This window comes from Algoriphagus sp. NF (assembly GCF_028823735.1).
Lineage (GTDB): Bacteria > Bacteroidota > Bacteroidia > Cytophagales > Cyclobacteriaceae > Algoriphagus > Algoriphagus marincola.
In genome coordinates, this window is sequence record NZ_JAPEIB010000009.1 from 9,138 (window position 1) to 28,086 (window position 18,949).

The 18,949-nt window shown below is 42.4% G+C and carries 12 protein-coding genes; 10 read left to right on the forward strand and 2 right to left on the reverse strand.

Going from position 1 to position 18,949, the window contains the following annotated elements; translation table 11 throughout:
* The first annotated feature begins 42 nt into the window (after positions 1–42).
* The 6 genes from OU792_RS05850 (at position 43) to OU792_RS05875 (ending at position 13,525) form a co-directional block, all read left to right on the forward strand.
* Entirely contained in the window at positions 43–3,354 is a 3,312-nt protein-coding gene (locus OU792_RS05850) for a sensor histidine kinase (RefSeq protein ID WP_274669715.1), read from the forward strand.
* Positions 3,354–9,764, forward strand: a complete 6,411-nt coding sequence (locus OU792_RS05855) for an ATP-binding protein (protein WP_274669716.1) — start codon at positions 3,354–3,356, stop codon at positions 9,762–9,764. Before OU792_RS05850 ends, OU792_RS05855 begins: the two co-directional genes overlap by 1 nt.
* Positions 9,765–9,997: 233 nt before the next feature.
* Positions 9,998–11,263, forward strand: a complete 1,266-nt coding sequence (locus OU792_RS05860; RefSeq protein ID WP_134199348.1) for an oxygenase MpaB family protein — start codon at positions 9,998–10,000, stop codon at positions 11,261–11,263.
* Between the two features lie 5 nt (positions 11,264–11,268).
* Complete coding sequence (locus OU792_RS05865; protein WP_134199346.1) at positions 11,269–11,943, forward strand: transmembrane-type terpene cyclase; 675 nt, start codon at positions 11,269–11,271, stop codon at positions 11,941–11,943.
* A 2-nt stretch (positions 11,944–11,945) separates the two neighbouring features.
* Positions 11,946–13,331, forward strand: coding sequence for an ATP-binding protein (locus OU792_RS18630; RefSeq protein ID WP_134199344.1), 1,386 nt, complete (start codon positions 11,946–11,948; stop codon positions 13,329–13,331).
* A gap of 2 nt (positions 13,332–13,333) precedes the next feature.
* Complete coding sequence (locus OU792_RS05875) at positions 13,334–13,525, forward strand: hypothetical protein (protein ID WP_134199342.1); 192 nt, start codon at positions 13,334–13,336, stop codon at positions 13,523–13,525.
* A 3-nt stretch (positions 13,526–13,528) separates the two neighbouring features.
* Here the strand turns inward: OU792_RS05875 and OU792_RS05880 are convergent, their stop codons facing one another.
* Both OU792_RS05880 and OU792_RS05885 read right to left on the reverse strand, forming a co-directional pair.
* Positions 13,529–14,263: a LytR/AlgR family response regulator transcription factor gene (locus OU792_RS05880; RefSeq protein WP_274669717.1), complete on the reverse strand. Its 735-nt coding sequence runs from the start codon at positions 14,261–14,263 to the stop codon at positions 13,529–13,531.
* Positions 14,260–16,203 carry a tetratricopeptide repeat-containing sensor histidine kinase gene (locus tag OU792_RS05885; protein WP_274669718.1) on the reverse strand — a complete coding sequence of 648 codons (1,944 nt, stop codon included), beginning with the start codon at positions 16,201–16,203 and terminating at the stop codon, positions 14,260–14,262. Before OU792_RS05885 ends, OU792_RS05880 begins: the two co-directional genes overlap by 4 nt.
* Before the next feature lie 169 nt (positions 16,204–16,372).
* Between OU792_RS05885 and OU792_RS05890 the strand changes: the two genes are divergently transcribed.
* The 4 genes from OU792_RS05890 to OU792_RS05905 are packed head-to-tail and all read left to right on the forward strand — an operon-like array spanning position 16,373 to position 18,819.
* Complete coding sequence (locus tag OU792_RS05890) at positions 16,373–16,771, forward strand: RidA family protein (RefSeq protein ID WP_274669719.1); 399 nt, start codon at positions 16,373–16,375, stop codon at positions 16,769–16,771.
* 18 nt (positions 16,772–16,789) lie between these two features.
* On the forward strand, positions 16,790–17,209 hold the full coding sequence (locus OU792_RS05895) for a nuclear transport factor 2 family protein (protein WP_274669720.1): 420 nt from the start codon (positions 16,790–16,792) through the stop codon (positions 17,207–17,209).
* A 39-nt stretch (positions 17,210–17,248) separates the two neighbouring features.
* The gene (locus OU792_RS05900; protein ID WP_274669721.1) at positions 17,249–17,881 is read left to right on the forward strand and encodes a DUF2306 domain-containing protein; all 633 of its coding nucleotides are present in this window, start codon (positions 17,249–17,251) and stop codon (positions 17,879–17,881) included.
* A 23-nt stretch (positions 17,882–17,904) separates the two neighbouring features.
* Positions 17,905–18,819, forward strand: coding sequence for an amidohydrolase family protein (locus OU792_RS05905; RefSeq protein ID WP_274669722.1), 915 nt, complete (start codon positions 17,905–17,907; stop codon positions 18,817–18,819).
* Positions 18,820–18,949: the final 130 nt, after the last annotated feature.

Sequence of the window (18,949 nt, forward strand, 5' to 3'; positions counted from 1 at the left end):
GTCTAACTGAGCCTCTTCCTTACTACTAAAATTTTGAGCACCATGAAACATTCAGACAAATCCTTTTTTTCCTTTAGGTCTATTAGCTTTTCTATTGCTGTACTACTTTTCTGCCTGACCAGCTTTCAATCACAAGCTCAGATCAATGCTTCTCAAGGAGTTCCTAGCTACACCAACTATGTGATAGGGGGCAACTCTTTGGCAGGTCAGCAGGTTTGGAATGTCAATCAAAACAAGGATGACTTTCTTTTTGTGGGCACTAGCTCAGGATTGCAAAAATTTGATGGTAAGAATTGGAATCTTTTAGCCTCTCCGAGTACAGAATTCAATACGAATGTACGGTCATCTTTACTCGCCTCTGATGGTACCTTTTATTACGGTTCGCTGGGAGATTTCGGGATAGTTATATCGGATTCTACCGGCAAGACAGTTGAAAGATCGATTTTGGATGGATTTCCTTCGGACTTTGTGTTTAATGATATCTGGTCTATTAGAGAGAGTAAGGGAAAAATCTACTTCCAGGCGAGAGAAGCTATATTCATCTACACCCCGGCGACAGAAGATCAATCGGGGAACATCAAAATATGGAAACCGGATACCGAGTTCATGTATGGCTTTATACTCAATGGGGAGTACTATACACATCAAATAAACCTAGGTCTATACCGGGAAGAAGATGAAAGCCTTCAGTTGATTCCAGGAAGTGAATTTTTGGGTGCGAATCGAGTCCAAGTGCTGCTGCCCTACAATGACACAGGAGAGTTCCTTGTAGGAGCATTTTCAGGTGGTCTTTTTAGATATGATGGGGATACATTCACCCCATTCCCTACCGAAATTGATCCCTATCTAAAAGATGGAACATTGTATAAGGCACTTCCACTTCCTGACAGCACTTATGCAATCAGTGCTTTAGGTTATGGATTTTTTATAGTCGATCGAGAAGGGGCGATCAAAGCACATTTTAATACTAAAAATTCCATTCCAGATCAAAGTGTCTATGCTTTCCATCTAGACAATACCAATAATCTCTGGGTTGGGACTAATAGCGGACTTTCCAAAATTGAAATATTCTCTCCACTTACCCGATTTGATTCGGATACTTATGAAATCGGAAATGCACTTTCACTCTCAGCTTTCGACAATACCCTATACATCGGCACCTCTACCACGGTATTATACATTGACAAGTCAGACGGAATTGTCAAAAAGGTAGAAGGGACACCCAATACTCAGGTTTTTGATCTGTACTCCGATACCAATGGGATTTTGAGCACAGGGGTCGGTGTATATGAAATAAGGGGAAATCAAGCCAAAATTATTCCTGAAACTGCACCCTTTCAAACCTTAAGAATATTAGTGTCTGAAAAACATCCAGGCTATGTTTTCCTCAGCGGGAATTTCGGAATTCAGGTTTTTAGAAGGGAATTAGGAAGCAATGGAGAATATCAATACGAAGACATTGGCCCCATAACCGGCGTCACAAGAGCTGTTTATTCTTTGGTCGAAAATGAGCAAGGAGAAATTTGGGGAGGAACCCAAGCCGGAATTCTGTACCGAATTAATTTGCCAGAAACTGCCTCTGGCAGACTTGATGTGCCTAATGCGCGAGTACAGGAGTTTAGTGAAAATGATGGAATCAGAGGACTATCCGGACTGGCAGTTGGGCCCATCGAAGGGAAAGTATATACTTCAGGCATCGATGGCTTTTACTATTTTGACGCATCCACCCAAAGCTTTGAGCGGGACCCTTTATTTAGCTTTTCCGATGAAGTAGCAGATATCAATTTGGACACCTATGGCTTAGGGGTTGGAGAAACGGGTAATGTTTTTTTAGACTTTAAGGGAGAAAAAAGGTATGCAGTAAAGCAACCCGATGGAAGCTTTATACTCGAAACTTACCCTGTAAATCTGATAACAGCCAGTGGCATAGCATCAGGATATACGGAGCCCAGCGGGGTCATTTGGATTGGAACTGACGAGGGGCTGATGAGGCTCGACCCGAATAAACAATACAAAACAGACTATTCTATTCCCCTTTATTTTACAGCGATTTCTGGTTCTTCCGGTCCACTTATGCTTGCTGAATTTTTGGATAGAGAGCCCCCTGAAATTGCCTACAATTCCAATAAAATAACATTTGAATATGCTGCTCCCTTTTTTGTCAGGGAAAATAAAATCCTCTTTCAAAACTATTTGGAAGGCTATGATGAAGAATGGGGAAATTGGGAGGATAAAGTCACTCGGGATTTTTCCAATTTACCTTATGGAGATTACACCTTTCGAGTTCGGGCTAAAAACACCTTTAACACCTTATCCGAAGAAATAACTTACTCTTTTACCGTCCTACCTCCCTGGTACGCCACTTGGTGGGCATTTATCATCTATTTTCTGGGATTTGCCTTGTTGGTCTATGGCTTGGTCAAAATCCAAACAAATCGGGTTTTAGCCCGGGAAAAAGAGAAAAATAGGGAAAAAGAACTTGCCCATGCACGAGAAATAGAAAAAGCTTACGAAGAATTAAAAGCCACACAAACCCAGTTAGTACACTCCGAGAAAATGGCTTCTCTCGGTGAGCTCACTGCCGGCATTGCCCATGAAATTCAAAACCCGCTAAACTTCGTCAATAATTTTTCAGAGGTCAGTGAAGAGTTGATTGATGAAATGCATGAAGAGTTGGAAAATGGAAATATAGAAGATGCCAAGACAATCAGTAAAGATTTAAAGGAAAATCTCACCAAAATCAAGCATCACGGCAAACGGGCTGACTCGATAGTCAAGGGAATGCTCGAACATAGCCGGGGTAGCTCATCAGAGAAAAAACCAACCAATCTGAACGCCCTTGCGGATGAATTTCTTCGCCTAAGCTATCATGGACTGAGAGCAAAGGATAGGAGTTTTTCAGCTGACTTTGAAACAGACTTGGATTCAAATATCCCACGGGTAAAGGTAGTTTCTCAAGATATAGGGAGAGTATTTCTCAATCTGATTAATAATGCCTTCTATGCTTGTGCTGAGCGGAAACGATCTGTGATTTCCGAAGAAGAACAAATCAACGAATCCTACAAACCAAAAGTGTCCGTGCAATCCCGTTTGGTAGAATTAGGCGGAATAGATGGTGTAGAAATTTGCGTAAAAGACAATGGAGGCGGAATCCCAAAAGCCATCATCGATAAAATCTTCCAACCATTCTTCACCACCAAGCCTACAGGAAGTGGTACTGGTCTTGGCTTAAGCTTAAGCTATGATATCATCAAGGCACATGGAGGTGATCTTCGGGTCAAAAGCAAGGAAGGTGAAGGAACCGAAATGATCATTTATTTACCGATTGATTCAGATTTTAAGTCGAGTTCATAATGAGGAAAGAAAAAGAGCAATCGCTTAACCAAGCCTATCAAGAATTTATCGAAATCGGATTGAATATTCGACCGATTATCGATGAGTTGAAGCACTTGATTGATCCAAAAATCATGGGTTTTGGTACAACAGAGGATGAGCGGATCTTTTCCAGTCAGGAATTTTTTGACTTGATCAAAAGGCAAGAAGAGCAGGCAATTGGAATTAAACTAGAGCATCAGATAAAGCCGGTACACCGAAGAGTCCTAAACGGGGAGAATTCCGCGATTTACGTCGATGACATGATCATGAGAATCACCACCGATTCGGATCAGTTTGAAATAAAATTACGATTTTCCATAGTCTTTGAATATCAAGAAAAAAAATGGATCGTGGTCCATTGGCATGGCTCTAAACCGGAGGAGGTGAAAAGCGAAGAGGACACTTGGGGAATAGATATTTGGAAGAAAAAGACAGAAGAACTCGAGCAAATTATCTCAGAAAAAACAGCTGATTTGGTCGAAAAAAACCGGGAATTGGCTATCGAGGCTGCTCTCGAAAAAGTCAGGGCTGTAGCCATGGGTATGAAAAAACCCGAGGATATGTTGGCTATCTGCCGCATTATTTCGGAACAGCTAGAAAAGTTTGGAGTCGAAAAAATTCGGAATATTCAGACGGCAATTATTGACGAGGAAAAAGGAATCTATCTTTGCTACCAGTATTTTACTTACTATGATAAAGAAGCAGTAGAACGGACCGAATATCTCAAAAACCCCGTCGAACATGGAATGGTGAAGCAAATGCTGGCATCGAAAGACGGGCACTTTACTGGTACTATTTCAGGAAAAGAACTGGAGGAATTTCGTGAACATCGCAAAGCGGAGAATCATTTCCCTGACCCTCTTTTGGAGGACTCTGATGAAATCAGCCATTGCTTTTTATCCATAGGACAGGGAGGATTAGGTCTGACCCTCTATCAGCCGATGGAAACTTCAATTCTGAATTTATTCAAGCGATTTCATCAGGTTTTTTCCTTAGCCTACAGAAGATTTCAAGATATCCAAAAGGCTGAAGCCCGAGCCCGAGAAGTTGAAATCGACCTTGCACTAGAACGAGTCAGAGCTCAGACCATGGCGATGCATAGCAGTGAGGACGTAGGGAAATGCATTCTCAAAATGTTCGCTGAACTCACTGCTTTGGGAGTAGATGAACAGACTAGGTTTGGAATAGGAATTCTGAATCATGAGAACGAAAATAATCAGCTTTGGACCGCTAGAAAAAACGGGGATGAGGTCAATCTGCATGTTGGCAACATCAATATGGATTGGCACCCCATGCTAATAAAAGCCCGTCAGGCTTGGCTCCAACAAGTTCCCTTTCACAAGTATATTTTGGAAGGGGAGGATTTACTGGACTATTATCGGATGCTCAATACTGCACCGGAATATAAAATCCAGATCCCGCTGGAAACACTTCCCAAAAAAGAGATCCAGCACTGTTTTATCTTCGAACATGGGTTTTTCTACGCCTTTTGCCCTGAAGAATTTGATTCCGAAATCAGTAGCATTGCCCAGCGGTTTAGTTCCCAGTTTGAACAAACCTTTCGAAGATATCTGGACCTCCAACAAGCAGAAGCACAGGCGCGAGAAGCCAAAATCGAAGCAGCTTTGGAGCGGGTTCGATCTAAAAGTCTGGCCATGCACCAGACCAGTGAATTGCAGTCAGTCATTCATACCGTTCATGAGGAACTAGTCAAGCTGGGACTTTCCATTCATGGCGGATCTTTCATCGTGATCAACAGCGAGATCGATCAGGAACTCAAATGCTGGGGTGCCGGCGGAACAGCCGAAACATCGCAGGTAGTCCAAATCCCGAGATTTGAAAAACCCTTTTATACCGATCTACTAGAAGGAATCAAAAGGGGCCCTGGTTTCTTCACTGAAGAATTTACCGCAGAAGAGAAAAATGAATACTTCAAATTTCTGTTTAAACATGAACCATGGGCAAGACTTAGTTCAAAAGAGAAAAAACAAAGGCTTGAAGGAAAAAAACCGTATTTCCGATCCTGTACCGTTTCCAGCAATACCAGCATTTTTATCATCAATCAGAAAGGTCAGATATTTTCCGATGCGGATAATGACATCCTAAAAAGATTCGGAAAAGTCTTCGAACAGGCCTACACCCGCTTCCTCGACCTCCAAAAAGCCGAAGCACAGGCACGAGAAGCACAAATAGAAGCTGCTCTGGAACGAGTACGATCAAGAACCATGGCTATGCAGCACTCAGACGAGCTGACTGAAGCTTCAGAAGTTTTGGATCGGCAGGTCAGAGCCTTGGGAATAGATACTTGGGGCTGTGCATTCCATATCTATGCTGATGATCCAGAAGGCGACTATGAATGGTTTAGCAGCAGAGAAGGGTCTTTACCCTTCTACAAAACTCCCAGGGAAAATTTCTTCCTGAAGTTTTACGAAAAAGGAAAAGCTGGTGAAACTTTCCATGTGGAAGAATTTCTGGGCGAAGATTGTAAAGCGCATTATGATTACCTAATGACTATTCCTGTCATGGGCGATGCACTTCGTGAAATTATATCTTCTGGAGCCACACTACCCGAGTCGCAGTACGATCATATTGCTTTTTTCAAGCATGGGTTCTTGCTATTCATTACCTATCAGCCTGTCCCTGAATCCCATGTGATTTTCCAACGCTTTGCAAAAGTCTTCGAACAAACCTATACCCGATTCCTTGACCTAAAAAAAGCAGAGTCTCAAGCGAGAGAAGCACAGATTGAAGCAGCACTTGAGCGAGTTCGGGCTAGAGCTATGGCTATGCACTCTTCAAAAGAATTGGAAGAGGTAGCCTTAGAACTAAGAATCCAAATGGGTAAATTAGGTCAAGAAGACCTGGAAGTCTGTGCCATTCATTTATATGAAGAGGATGAAGACTATTTCGAATCTTGGGGAGCTGTTCGTGCACCTGGTATGGAGGAAAAGCTCTTCCAAGGAATGGCAAAATTTCCAAAATCTGGGATCAAGATCGTAGATGAAATGATGGCCCATTATTATGCTGGGGACAAGGATTATGTCTTGGTAAATGATGGAGAAAAAGGCCAGGAGTGGTTGCTCGCTATGAAAAAGTATTCTCCTCAGGCCTACGCTATGCTTTCTAAGAAGATCGAATCCCTCCCAACGGAAGAAATAATAGCCTATTGGTCAATCTCAGATTTTAAGGGAGGAGCCCTCGTAATGGTAACCTATACCCAGCCTGATGAAAGCTCCCTAAACCTTCTCCGACGAGCTGCAAATGTCTTTCAACTCGCCTATCGCCGATACTTGGATCTTCAAAAAGCTGAAGAACAGGCAAGGGAAGCCCAGATTGAGGCGGCTCTGGAGAAAGTACGTTCCCGATCTCTGGCTATGCACAAGAGTGAGGAATTCCCTGAAGTAATTCAGATAGTTTTTGAGCAGTTCCGCCAACTCAATTTCAACATTGATTCTGCCCAGATAGATTTGTCTTTTAGAGACACGGATGACTTTAATCTTTGGACCGCAGTTCCAGGCAGGCCTTATCCTGTTCTTCAGCACATTCCATATAGGAATAATGCCGTGTTCAATTCTATAAAAAATGCCAAGAAGGCCGGTCTTAATTTCATTTCCGACCAATTCAGCAAAGAGGAAAAGAATGATTTTTTTGAATTATTCTTTCTTCATTACCCTGAAGTACCGGAAGAAAGAAAGCTATTTATTTTTTCAAGCCCGGGATTTTCACGTTCTGCTGTTTTATTGAGTGATGTCATGCTGGGAATTCAGAATTATTCAGGGATTCCCTTCACGGATTCAGAAAATGAGATTTTGAAGCGATTTGCCAAAGTCTTTGAGCAAACCTATACGCGCTTTTTAGACCTACAAAAAGCCGAAGCACAAGCTAGAGAATCCCAAATTGAAGCGGCATTAGAGCGGGTGCGATCTCGTACCATGGGCATGCAAAAAGCCGAGGAACTTGGAGATGTAGCGACTCTTCTATTTAATGAGTTGAATACGCTGGTTGATAATTTATGGACCTGCGGCTTTGTCCTTTGTGAAAAAGATCGTCAAGAAGACGAGTGGTGGCTGAGCGCGGATAATGGATTAATCGACCCCTTTTTCCTTCCAAATGTTGGAGACTATACACACGAAAGCCTCTATGAAGGTTGGAAAAAAGGAGAAAGCTACCGAACCGTCACATTAGAAGGACCACAACTTCAGGAGCATTACGATTGGTTGTTACAAATCCCGATAGCTGCTCAAATTTTTGAGGAAATGGAGGGATCCGGTATTCCCCGTCCTACCTGGCAACGCTTGCATGCAGCCTACTTCAAGACTGGATACTTGGTGATAATTACCGAAGTTCCTTGCGGGGAGGAAGATATCTTTAAGCGATTTGCCCAGGTTTTTGATCTGACCTACACGCGTTTCCTCGATCTCCAAAAAGCAGAAAATCAGGCTCGGGAAGCTCAAATCGAAGCAGCATTGGAAAAAGTTCGTTCCCGCTCCTTGGCTATGCAAGATCCGGAGGAGCTCACCGAGGTAGCACAACTGCTAAGAGAAGAAATGGGGAATTTAGGTGTCGAGGAATTGGAAACAAGCTCCATTTACATTCATGAAGAATCGAATGGCTTGACCCAATGCTGGTTCACGATAAAAAATAGTCAGAACCCCGCAAGAAGCGTTTCCGATCAAATGGTCCTTGATCTGCAGGATACTTGGGTAGGAAATCAAATGTTGAGGTTCTATCGATCTAAAGAGAAAAAAACCTCCATTCTTATGAAGGGCGAACAGCGAGTAGAATGGATCCGATACTGTGAAAGCAAATCTGAACTTCTTGGAAAAAGTAGATTCTATGGAGAAACTATCCCCGAACGAACCTATCACCTTTATAAGTTTTCAGATGGATTCTTAGGCGCCGCATCTTCAGGGCCCATCTCAGCTGAAAGTTGGGATTTGATGCGAAGAGCCACAGCGGTTTTTTCATTCGCTTTCACTCGTTTCTTGGATTTGCAGAGAGCCCAGGCTAGCGCAAAAGAAGCCCGAAGACAAGCCTCATTGGATCGAGTTCGGGCGGATATTTCCTCTATGAGGACAGCTGCAGATCTGGATAAAATCACCCCACTTTTATTCAAAGAGCTCACCACTTTAGACATTCCATTTATCCGCTGCGGAGTATTCATCATCAATGAAAAAGCAAAAATCGTAGAGGCCTACCTCTCTTCGCCTGAGGGGAAATCTTTGGGAGTATTGCATCTTCCCTTTGATGCGAGCGAGCTCACTTTCCAGACCGTCGAAGCCTGGCGAAAAGGAGAAGTTTACCGACAGCATTGGGGTAAGGGAGACTTTCTCAACTGGATTCAACAAATCATGGAAAAGGATCTGATCCAAGATGAAAAAACCTATCAGGGCGCAGCCGCTCCTCCAGAATCCCTAAACCTTCATTTCGTCCCTTTTACCCAAGGGATGCTATATGTGGGTTCTACAGAACCACTTTCTGAAGATGAAATTGACTTGATCAGATCACTATCCGAAGCCTTTGCGATTGCCTATTCCAGATATGAGGATTTTGTCAAACTAGAGCAAGCCAAGGCGGAGATCGAGTCGGCAATGTCTGAACTCAAAGCCACACAAACTCAACTCGTGCAGCAAGAAAAACTGGCTTCTCTAGGACAGCTCACCGCTGGGATAGCTCATGAGATTAAGAATCCATTGAATTTTGTGAATAACTTCTCTGAAGTCAGTAATGAACTGATTGATGAAGCTTTTGAGGAGTTGGAAAAGTTAGTGGATTCGGAGGAGAAGGAAGAGATCATCGCCATTCTGGAAGATGTGAAAGGAAATCTTTCCAAGGTACAGGAACATGGAAAGCGAGCTAATGGGATTGTAACCTCCATGCTGCAACACTCCCGAGGTGGAGATGGCAAAATGGAGCCTACTGACTTAAATGCTCTTCTGAAGGAATATGTAAACCTGAGTTTTCACGGGATGCGGGCAGCAAAAAACCCCATCAATGTGGATATAGAACTGAAATTTGATGAGAAAATAGGTAAGGTCAATCTGATTTCAGAAGATTTTTCCAGAGTCATTGTTAATCTCTGCAATAATGCATTCGACGCAATGAGATTAAAAACGAACGATGAGTCTAGCAATTACCAACCGAAACTCACCATTTCCACGAAGATCGAGAAAAATCAAGTTACAATTGAAGTAGAAGACAATGGCCCTGGCATTCCAGATGAAATCAAGGACAAAATTCTCCAACCATTCTTCACCACCAAAAAAGGTACAGAAGGTACTGGGTTAGGGCTCAGTATTACCAATGACATCGTGAAGGCGCATGGAGGTCGGTTGGATGTCGAAAGCAATCAGGATGGAAGTAAGTTTGTGATTTCACTACCTCAATAATTGCCCGAGTGAGCTACTGTATACTTCACCCTGAAGGCGATGCTTTACAAGTCAAGTTTGACGAATTAAAAGACGCCAAATAAAAAATAAAAAATTCGCTTTTTTAATTTTTCAATTTGTACTTTAGAAAGCATTTATTGCATTAAAACTCTAAAAATTAAGTTGAATACTAAAATCCAGCATTACAAAATCCGCCTATCTAAACTCGACCATATACACTAACTATCACCCATATGCTCTCAAAATTACTTTTGGTCTTATTACTCATTTTTGTAGTCCTATCGATCGCTTTTGTCATCAAAAACAAAAGAATTAAAAGAAGAGCTCTTCAGAAATTCAAAGAAATGGATCCTCAAGAACTTTCGGATTGGTCCCCTCAAAAGTTGGATTCCAAGCGTGCTCACATGGACCCCTTAGCTGATCAGACAGTAGCTATTATCATGGCAAAACAAGAATCGGCTGAGATCAATCATCTTTTTCAATCAATCGTCAAAGACAGCGAACAACTACCCCCCACAGCACCCAAAGAGCTTCATGATTATTTTGAAGAAAGTGCCAAACTCCCTGAATGGGCCGACCCTGATCTGATTGCATTAGGCCAACAAATCTACCTTAGACATGGGATTTGGATAGGGCTTTTACTTTGCTACAAATCACTGCCTGAATGCTATGCCTGTGCCCGTGGTGCGGAAGTCCTTCACAAGACTGCCCGACTCAATGAAAAGAAGGGTTCCTTGGACGCCTACTCAAGAAGAATTGCAGAAACGGCCCTATTCGTTGTTTTTGCCATGTCTCCGGATGGACTGGATAAGAAAGGTAAGGGACTGAGAGCTACACAAAAAGTCCGTCTCATCCATGCCACCATTCGATACTTTCTGAAGCAACATAACTGGGATGCCGACACCTACGGTGAGCCTATCAATCAGGAGGATTTAGCGGGGACTTTGATGTCATTTTCCGCTTTGATTTTGGAAGGGCTCGAGACGATTGGGGTAGAATTTGAGCCAGTAGAAATGGAAGCTTACATTCATTGCTGGAGGGTGATCGGCCACATCGCTGGTCTAGATGAGGATATGATTCCCAAAAACGCCAAGGATGCATTGAAGCTCGGTCACAGCATTCTGGACAAAGAAATTGCCCCAAGTGATCATGCCAAGGAATTGGTCAAAGCCCTTCGGGAATTCCAAGACACGAAATCAAAACCCATTCTGGGGAGTCAATCCAATATTGCCATGATGCGATTGATGATGGGCAAAGATATTTCGGACTTGCTTGGAGTAGAGCCCATCGATCAAGCCAAAATTGACCGAATGGAGAAAAAGCTCAAGCGAATTACCGCAATCGGTGAGTTTCTGGATAAAAGCCTGATCTTTTCATTTTTCCTTCAGGGATTTACAAAGCTTGGCCTTATGCTGATGCTTAAACGAATGACCACCCGCTCAATCATCAATTTCTACATTCCCAAATCCCTCACACAAGATTGGGGCACAAAATCTTAAATGCTATGAATCAGCCTTTAATCAATTTTGAAGATTATTCACTTGCCGGGCTTATTTTCAATGGTGTCGGTTGCCTTTTTTGGGTCGTCGCATACGTGATTTTAGTGATGGAAATCCGCAAAAAGAAATTTGTGGAAATGCCAGCCTACGTTGCTGGTGCGAATATCGGGTGGGAATTCGTATGGAGCTGGATATATCATCCCAATACCGGTCTTTTATTCGCCCTGAGCTATCAGGCTGCATTTTTATTAGACTGCTTTATTTTCTACTCGGTCCTTCGATATGGTACCAAACAGCCGATGAATCCGGAGACCAAAAAGCATTTCGCATTATTCTGTGTGATCAATTTTGGCTTCTGGATCATATTCTCCTACCTCTTTAGAAATGAAGGCTTTGACACACTCATCGGGGCAAACTCGGGATATATCATCAATGTAATTCTCTCATTACAATGTGTGTTTTTGCTGATGCAAACCAAAGATACCGGACAATTCTCAATGGTTTTGGCCTGGGCTCGAATGTTGGGCACAGGATTAATTTCTGTTTCCATGTTCTTCTTCTACCCTGAAAATCACTTCGTTCAGTTCCTGGGAATTTCTTGTTTTATTTTGGACAATACCTTCATCTACATTCTTTGGAAAAGACACGGTAAGCTATTTGGAGCACTTAGTAAAGCATAATTATGTTTAAAAAAATCACAGAGTTTTTCATCCCTCCCCAAAAGCTACAGAGCGGAGATGAATTACGATCAGAACGAATATTTGTCGCAGTTTTACTTATCTCGGCAGTTTCTAATTTTCTGGGGATCAATTTGGCTATTGAGATCAAAGCGGAGCTTAATGGCTACCTGCTTCTAGTCAATGGGGTGATTAACCTGCTTATTCTTTTAGCTTATCGATATGGGTTAAAAAAATCCATCGCTACCACATTAGTTTTATCACAATTTGCCATCAGCTTTCCAATACAGGCATGGCTTCAGGGAGGTTTATCATCTCCTGCTGCAGCGGCATTCTTCTTACTGCCCGCGGTGGCAATGTTGATACAGGGAAAACGTGCTGCGACATTTTGGATGATTCTATCAGCATTCCTCAGTTTGGGATTATTCTGGTTTGAGAGTCAATTCGGAACGCCGGTCCCTACCTTCGACCCTGCAAAAAGCAATCTCTTTTATTTCTCCTCCATCCTAGGGACTAATCTTACGATCTTTATCATTTTATTAGTTTATGAAACTGGCAAATCGAAAGCCTTGGCAAATATTCAGAATAAAAATGAGGCGCTAATCAATACTCAATCACAGTTAATCCAAGCTGAAAAAATGGCATCGCTCGGAGAACTCACAGCTGGAATTGCCCATGAAATCCAAAACCCCTTGAACTTTGTCAACAACTTTTCCGAAATCAGTAATGAGCTAATTGAAGAAATCGAAGAAGAACAGGAAAAACCCGCAGCAGAACGTGATTATGAACTCATTTTTGAAATCATCGCTGACCTTAAGCAAAACCTCCAAAAAATCAACAAACATGGTCATCGCGCAGGCTCCATTGTGAAAAATATGCTGGAGCATAGCAGAATAAGTACCGGTGAAAAAGTACTTACAGATATCAATGTTTTGGCTGATGAATATGTCAAACTCTCTTATCATGGGCTTCGAGCCAAGGACAAGTCTTTCAATGCAGATCTCAAATTGAATCTCGCTCCGAATCTTCCAAAAGTCAAAATTCTGCCTTCTGAAATAGGTCGGGTTTTACTCAATTTGGCTAATAACGCCTTCTATGCGGTGAGTGAAAAAGCAAAAGGTAACTTGGAGGGATACAAACCACAATTGACACTAAGTACGCTTAAAACAAAAAATGGAATAGAAATCTCAGTTTCTGACAATGGCCCGGGAATCCCCGAGTCCATCAAAGACAAAATATTTCAGCCCTTTTTCACGACCAAGCCCTCAGGATCAGGAACTGGACTCGGTTTGAGCTTGAGTTATGATATTATCAAGGCTCATGGGGGAATTCTCGAAGTAGAATCCGAAGAGGGAAAAGGCACAATTTTCACAATCAAACTTACGAATTGACCATGGGACTATTCTGGAACCTAATCCAACAAAGCCAAATCTCCAGTCAGGACTCTAGAGCTTCCTCTTTGGAAGCACGGGTGGCCTATCTGGAGAGTGAATTGCGGAAGACGCAAGAACTACTGATCAAAACACTGAAAGTACTTGAGGAACAAAGCGGAAAAGATATCAATGGAGATGGGAAGATAGGGTAAAACTCAAACCTTTCGAATACTCCGCATCAAATCCTCCTTATACATTTTACTGATTGGGATGACCTTTCGCATAATCTCCAAATGTGAGTCAGCCACCGCATCTAGCTTCTTAAGATTGACCACATAGGAACGATGCACCCTCAGAAAATCCCTACTTTCAATCTTTTGGCAAAATGCATTCAATGGACTGACAATGAGATAATTCTGATTGTTAGTAAAAATATTACAGTAGTTTCGATCAGCTTCGATATAGAGAATTTCGTCCAGCATCAGCTTGATCAGTTTCCCATTGTTTCGAATAAAAATCCGGTCATCCAGGGCCTCAATCAACGAATTTGAATCTTCCGTTTCAATTTTTTCCTCTTTGATTTTTTCAGCTACCAATTCAATGGTCCGCTCCAGATTTAGCTTGTTAAAAGGCTTGGAAATAAAGGCATAGGGTTTGGTTTCTTTGGCCTTTTGAAAGGAGGCCTCATCTGAATTGGCTGTCAGGTAAATCAAAGGAATTGCAGTCTTTTCCTGGATTTTCTTTGCTGCATCTATCCCAGTCATTCCCCCTTTCAGCTGGATATCCATCAAAATAATATCCGGATGATTTTCCATGGCGTGATTGATGGCATCCTCTCCCCGGGACTCAATTCCCGTGACTTCATAGGCAAGCTTAGAGAGCTGCAGGGAAATATTTGCAGCGATAATCATATCATCCTCCACAATCAAAATTCTGGTCTTCTCACTCATGCTGCTTTATTGGTCTTAAACTCAAAATATAATTCTGTTCCTTTTTGGGTACTCAGTGTCATCTTTCCGTCGAGCTGCTTAGTCAAAAGTGCCACGAGCTGAGTACCAAAGCCCGTTCCCAAAGTGGGATTATTTTTTTTCATTCCAGCGCCATCGTCTGCTACTTTCAGATACAGATGATCCTGATCTTTTTTCAAATTAATCAGAATCTCACCTTCTCTTCCATCTGGAAACGCATACTTCAGCGAATTGGTAATCAGCTCATTGACAATCAAACCAATCGGAATCGCACGATCCACATCCAACTCCAGGGGTTCCATCTCTACTTCCAAGCTTATTCGTGCCGAAGCATCGAAAGAATCAATGATAAAAGCGCCTAAATTTTTGAAATAATTCTTCATTTCGATCGCTGCCAGATTTTCTCCTTGATAGAGATTTTGATGGATCATCCCCATGCTTTGAACCCGGTTTTGGCTTTCGATCATGATGTCCTGAAGCTCCTCATTTTCGATTTGAGCTGTCTGTAAAGCCAAGAGGCTGGAAATAGTCTCCAAATTGTTTTTGACCCGATGATGGATCTCTTTCAGCAAAAATTCTTTTTCTCGATTCTGCTTTTCCAAAAGTTGGCTGTACTTTTTTCGCTTCACAAAAACCCGATAAAGGAAGAATAGAAAAAACACCATCAATGCGGTGAATAGAAGTGTAAAAATCTGAATGATATTCTGTCGCTTCAGCGCCTCCTCTTGAAGGGAAATAATTCCTTCCTTTTGGGTTACATCCATTTCAGTTTGCAATTGAGCAATCCGCTGATCCGCCTCTGCATTGAAGACAGATTGATCGAGCTCATGATAGCGCTTAAACGCCTGATAGGAATTGGAAATTTCACCTGCTCCCTCGTAGGCTTCCGCCAATTCGCGATAGATCAAACTCAAAAAATACCGATCTCCAAAGTCCTCGGTAGCCGTGCGGATACTTCGGCCAAGGTAGGTAATCGCATCCTGATAGAATCCCTGCTCTTTTTTCACTTTGCCCAAAGAAAGCAGGGAGCGCACGACCATAAACTCATTTTGAAGGAGTTCCGCGTATTTTAGCGCTTCCTTGCCGGAAGTTTCGGCATTTTCAAAATCCTCCAAAGCCAGATACAAATCCGTCAAGGCGATATAAGTGTCGCTGAGATTGTTGTAAAATCCGTACTGCTTGCCCATCTGCGTTGATCGCTGGAAGTAAGGAAGTGCTTCCTCATTTCGCCCGAGTGCAATCAGGTTATTTCCAGTCACATGCAGGGTAAAATCAAAATCCAAATCCTGGATTTCCCGCTCCTCAAAAAGGGCGAGAGACTTCAGTCCATATTCCAATCCTTGCTCGGGTTTGCCTTGCTTCCAAAATAAGTTACTGATATCCGAATAGGCCATGGCCATAGCTTTCCTGTCACCGTATTTCTCCCCGAGTTGAAGAGTTTGGGTTGCCAATTCAAAAGCCTTTCCCAAGTCTCCCCTTCGCTCATGGACATAGCCCAGATTGGTGAGCAAAAGCCAAGTTTCGGATTCGGGAAGTTTTTCCAAAGCACTTTGAAGTACCTCTTCTGCCTGATCGAGTTGTTCCATTCTCAGCAAAACAGCCCCTTGGGCCACCTGCATTCTACCCTCCCATAGCTTACTTTCTGCTATTCGAGCCTCTTCTAGCCCTTGATTGATGACGGAAAGGGATTTGCGTAGATTTCTGGTATGGTAATAATAGCCCAGATCCCAGAGCATTTGCATCCTCAATTCGGTCTCTTTCACTGAAGGAAGTGATTGCTCTATTTTTTCAAGGTAATCCGCACCAAAATCATCTGTCTCCTCAAAGATCTTTGAATATTCGACTTTACCGTCTATTGAAACTACCTGAGCTTCTAGTTGAATCTGAAACAATACAAAAACAAGGATAAAAAATCGCTTCATGCGATTAATATACAATAAAATGCAATTGAATATCAATTGCTTAATTGTGAATTTTCCGGGGAAGGAAAAAACTCATTGGGGAAACATTTTATAGGCCTTCATCCTAAGTCTTTTGGGAAGGATCAAATGAAAGTGGAGATTATTCCATCTTTTAACCAAAAAAAATGAGATGAGCAGTCAAACCCCAGAATTTTTCTCTCTTAGACCCGAACTCGAAAAAGCCTATGGCTACACCCACGCAGTGAAAATCGGAGATGGCATCAAGATTTCAGGAGCAGTAAGCATGGATGATGAAGGTAACCCCTTGGCTGTTGGCGACTTTCTTCAGCAAATGAAAAACTGCTATGCTGACCTTGAAAAAGTCTTGGCACATTATGGCTGCAGCTTCGATGATGTACTGGTAGAAAATGTATTCACCACGGATATGCCTGCCTTTTTAGAGCACGCAGCATATAGAGGCTCAATCTACCATAAGCAGTTTCCTACCGGTTCGTGGATTGAAGTCAAAGGCTTGGTCATGCCCGAGTTTTTGATTGAAATCGAACTGGAAGCCCATAAATCACACTAATAGTAATCTTATAAAACCATGGAAAATTTAATCAAGGAATCCGCAGAAAATAAAGCAGTTGTCGATAGTCTCTACCAGGCTTTCAGCAAAGGAGATGTACCGGGAGTTCTCGGGACTATGGATTCTCAAATCATTTGGAACGAAGCCGAAGGAAATGAATACGCAAAAGGAAATCCCTATGTGGGTCCAGATGCAGTTCTGAATGGAGTTTTTGGACCCATTTTGCAAGACCATGAATACTTCAATCTAAAGGACATCGAAATCCATGAAATGCTTCATGGAAAGGTACTAGCCACTTTGCGATATGATGCCAAGTATAAAAGCGGAAAAGCATACAATGCGCAGGTTGCACATTTTTGGACTGTGAAAAATGGAAAAATCACGGGATTTCAACAATACGTGGATACCAAGAAACTACACGAGGCTTCAATAGCTTAGGATAGGCTTTCTCCTCAAACTACTAACTGAGAAATCCCAATGGAAACTAAACTCACACTTGTACCAAGCAAACCCAAAGCCTGGCTTCTACTTTTTGTTTGGGGCTTCCTCATCCTCTTTGCAGGCAAATTCATTCTGCATGACGCCTTACCCTACTTTGGCTTTGAGGAATCCTTTTTTGGAGACTATTGGGAGATGAAATGGCCATTGATCGGCCATATTTCAGGGGGGCTCATCGCTCTCACTTTAGGCCCCTTTCAATTTTGGAAAGCTTTTAGAATTCGATATCTCAAAGTCCACCGCATAATAGGAATGGCCTATATCTGTGGAATTTTGATCGCGGTCATTAGCTCGATTACACTTTCACTCACCATCGCCCTTGATTTCCATTGGACTTGGAGCTTATCTCTGATCGGTTTGGCCTTTGCATGGTTTGGCACCACAGGGATGGCCTTTCGATTTATCCTTCTGCGCCGAATCAACCTCCACAAAGAATGGATGATCCGAAGCTACGTGGTCACCTTTGCCTTCGTCCTTTTTCGATGGTTGACGAGACAGCCTTTTTATGATGATTTGGGGCCATTTATAGAAACAGGTCCTACCGCCATTTGGCTTTCATGGGTGGTTCCGCTTTTTATCACAGAGATCGTTTTGCAGTGGAATAAAAAATGAATCAATCCATGAATCACACACCAATGAAAAGAACATTTATATTAATTTTCTTAACAGGAATATCCTTTCAGGAAGCTTTTTCACAAAGAAAAATCATCGATATGCACATTCACTCCTACACCGAGAGTGATTTTGGTGTGAGGGAACCTTCTGCTACAGATCATTATGGGGTAAAGGGTTCAGCAAATGCTGAGCAACATCGCTTAGAGACTTTTGCAGCTTTTGAACGATTTAATATCGTTAAGGCTGCTGTCAGTGGTAATCCCGAAAGTGTCCGTATCTGGAAAGAAAAAGATAAAGATAACCGTGTGATCAAGGGGATTTTGTCTATTTCCCCAGATGATTACGACATCGATATTGAGCGGTTTGAGCAAATGATCAAAGCAGGTGAAATCGAAATCTTTGGAGAATTGGGTCCCTACTACGGCGGTACCACGCTCAGCGATCCCATTTGGCAACCTTATCTCGAAATTTGTGAAAAATATGACATTCCAGTTGCTGTGCATACGGGAGGTGGGGATCCGGGAGGCACTTACTCTTGGTCCCCAAAAGCAAGACTGGCCTTAGGAGATCCTTACCTGATCGAAGATGTATTGGTCAAGTATCCCAAACTTCGAGTCTATCTGATGCATGCCGGAGGAGAAGATTGGCCGGAACATGCCATTCGGTTGATGGCCTACTATCCACAACTTTATACAGATATCGCAGTATTACTCTGGGTGGAGCCAAATACCCAAAGATACGTGACGGATTTTCTTAAAAACATCAAGCATGCTGGTTATCTGGACAGAGTCATGTTTGGCTCCGACCAAATGATCTGGCCCTACGCCATCGAAAAATCCATAGAGTTTCTGGAAAGCTTGGACTTCTTGACAGAGGAGGATAAAGAAGGGATATTTTATGGGAATGCGGCGAGATTTCTGCGCTTGGAAGATTGAGTTTTTCCAAATTCAAACCCTATTAATGGATGGAGTAATTCTTTAATTTTGAATCAAACAGAGCAGAATTTTCCCTTTTTTCAGGATTTTTGGCACTGATTTACTTCTCGGGAAAATCCATCAAAAAATG

Coding starts and splice junctions, on each gene's coding strand:
- OU792_RS05850 (WP_274669715.1), top strand. CDS start 43: ATGAAACATTCAGACAAATCCTTTTTTTCCTTTAGGTCTATTAGCTTT.
- OU792_RS05855 (WP_274669716.1), top strand. CDS start 3,354: ATGAGGAAAGAAAAAGAGCAATCGCTTAACCAAGCCTATCAAGAATTT.
- OU792_RS05860 (WP_134199348.1), top strand. CDS start 9,998: ATGCTCTCAAAATTACTTTTGGTCTTATTACTCATTTTTGTAGTCCTA.
- OU792_RS05865 (WP_134199346.1), top strand. CDS start 11,269: ATGAATCAGCCTTTAATCAATTTTGAAGATTATTCACTTGCCGGGCTT.
- OU792_RS18630 (WP_134199344.1), top strand. CDS start 11,946: ATGTTTAAAAAAATCACAGAGTTTTTCATCCCTCCCCAAAAGCTACAG.
- OU792_RS05875 (WP_134199342.1), top strand. CDS start 13,334: ATGGGACTATTCTGGAACCTAATCCAACAAAGCCAAATCTCCAGTCAG.
- OU792_RS05880 (WP_274669717.1), bottom strand. CDS start 14,263: ATGAGTGAGAAGACCAGAATTTTGATTGTGGAGGATGATATGATTATC.
- OU792_RS05885 (WP_274669718.1), bottom strand. CDS start 16,203: ATGAAGCGATTTTTTATCCTTGTTTTTGTATTGTTTCAGATTCAACTA.
- OU792_RS05890 (WP_274669719.1), top strand. CDS start 16,373: ATGAGCAGTCAAACCCCAGAATTTTTCTCTCTTAGACCCGAACTCGAA.
- OU792_RS05895 (WP_274669720.1), top strand. CDS start 16,790: ATGGAAAATTTAATCAAGGAATCCGCAGAAAATAAAGCAGTTGTCGAT.
- OU792_RS05900 (WP_274669721.1), top strand. CDS start 17,249: ATGGAAACTAAACTCACACTTGTACCAAGCAAACCCAAAGCCTGGCTT.
- OU792_RS05905 (WP_274669722.1), top strand. CDS start 17,905: ATGAAAAGAACATTTATATTAATTTTCTTAACAGGAATATCCTTTCAG.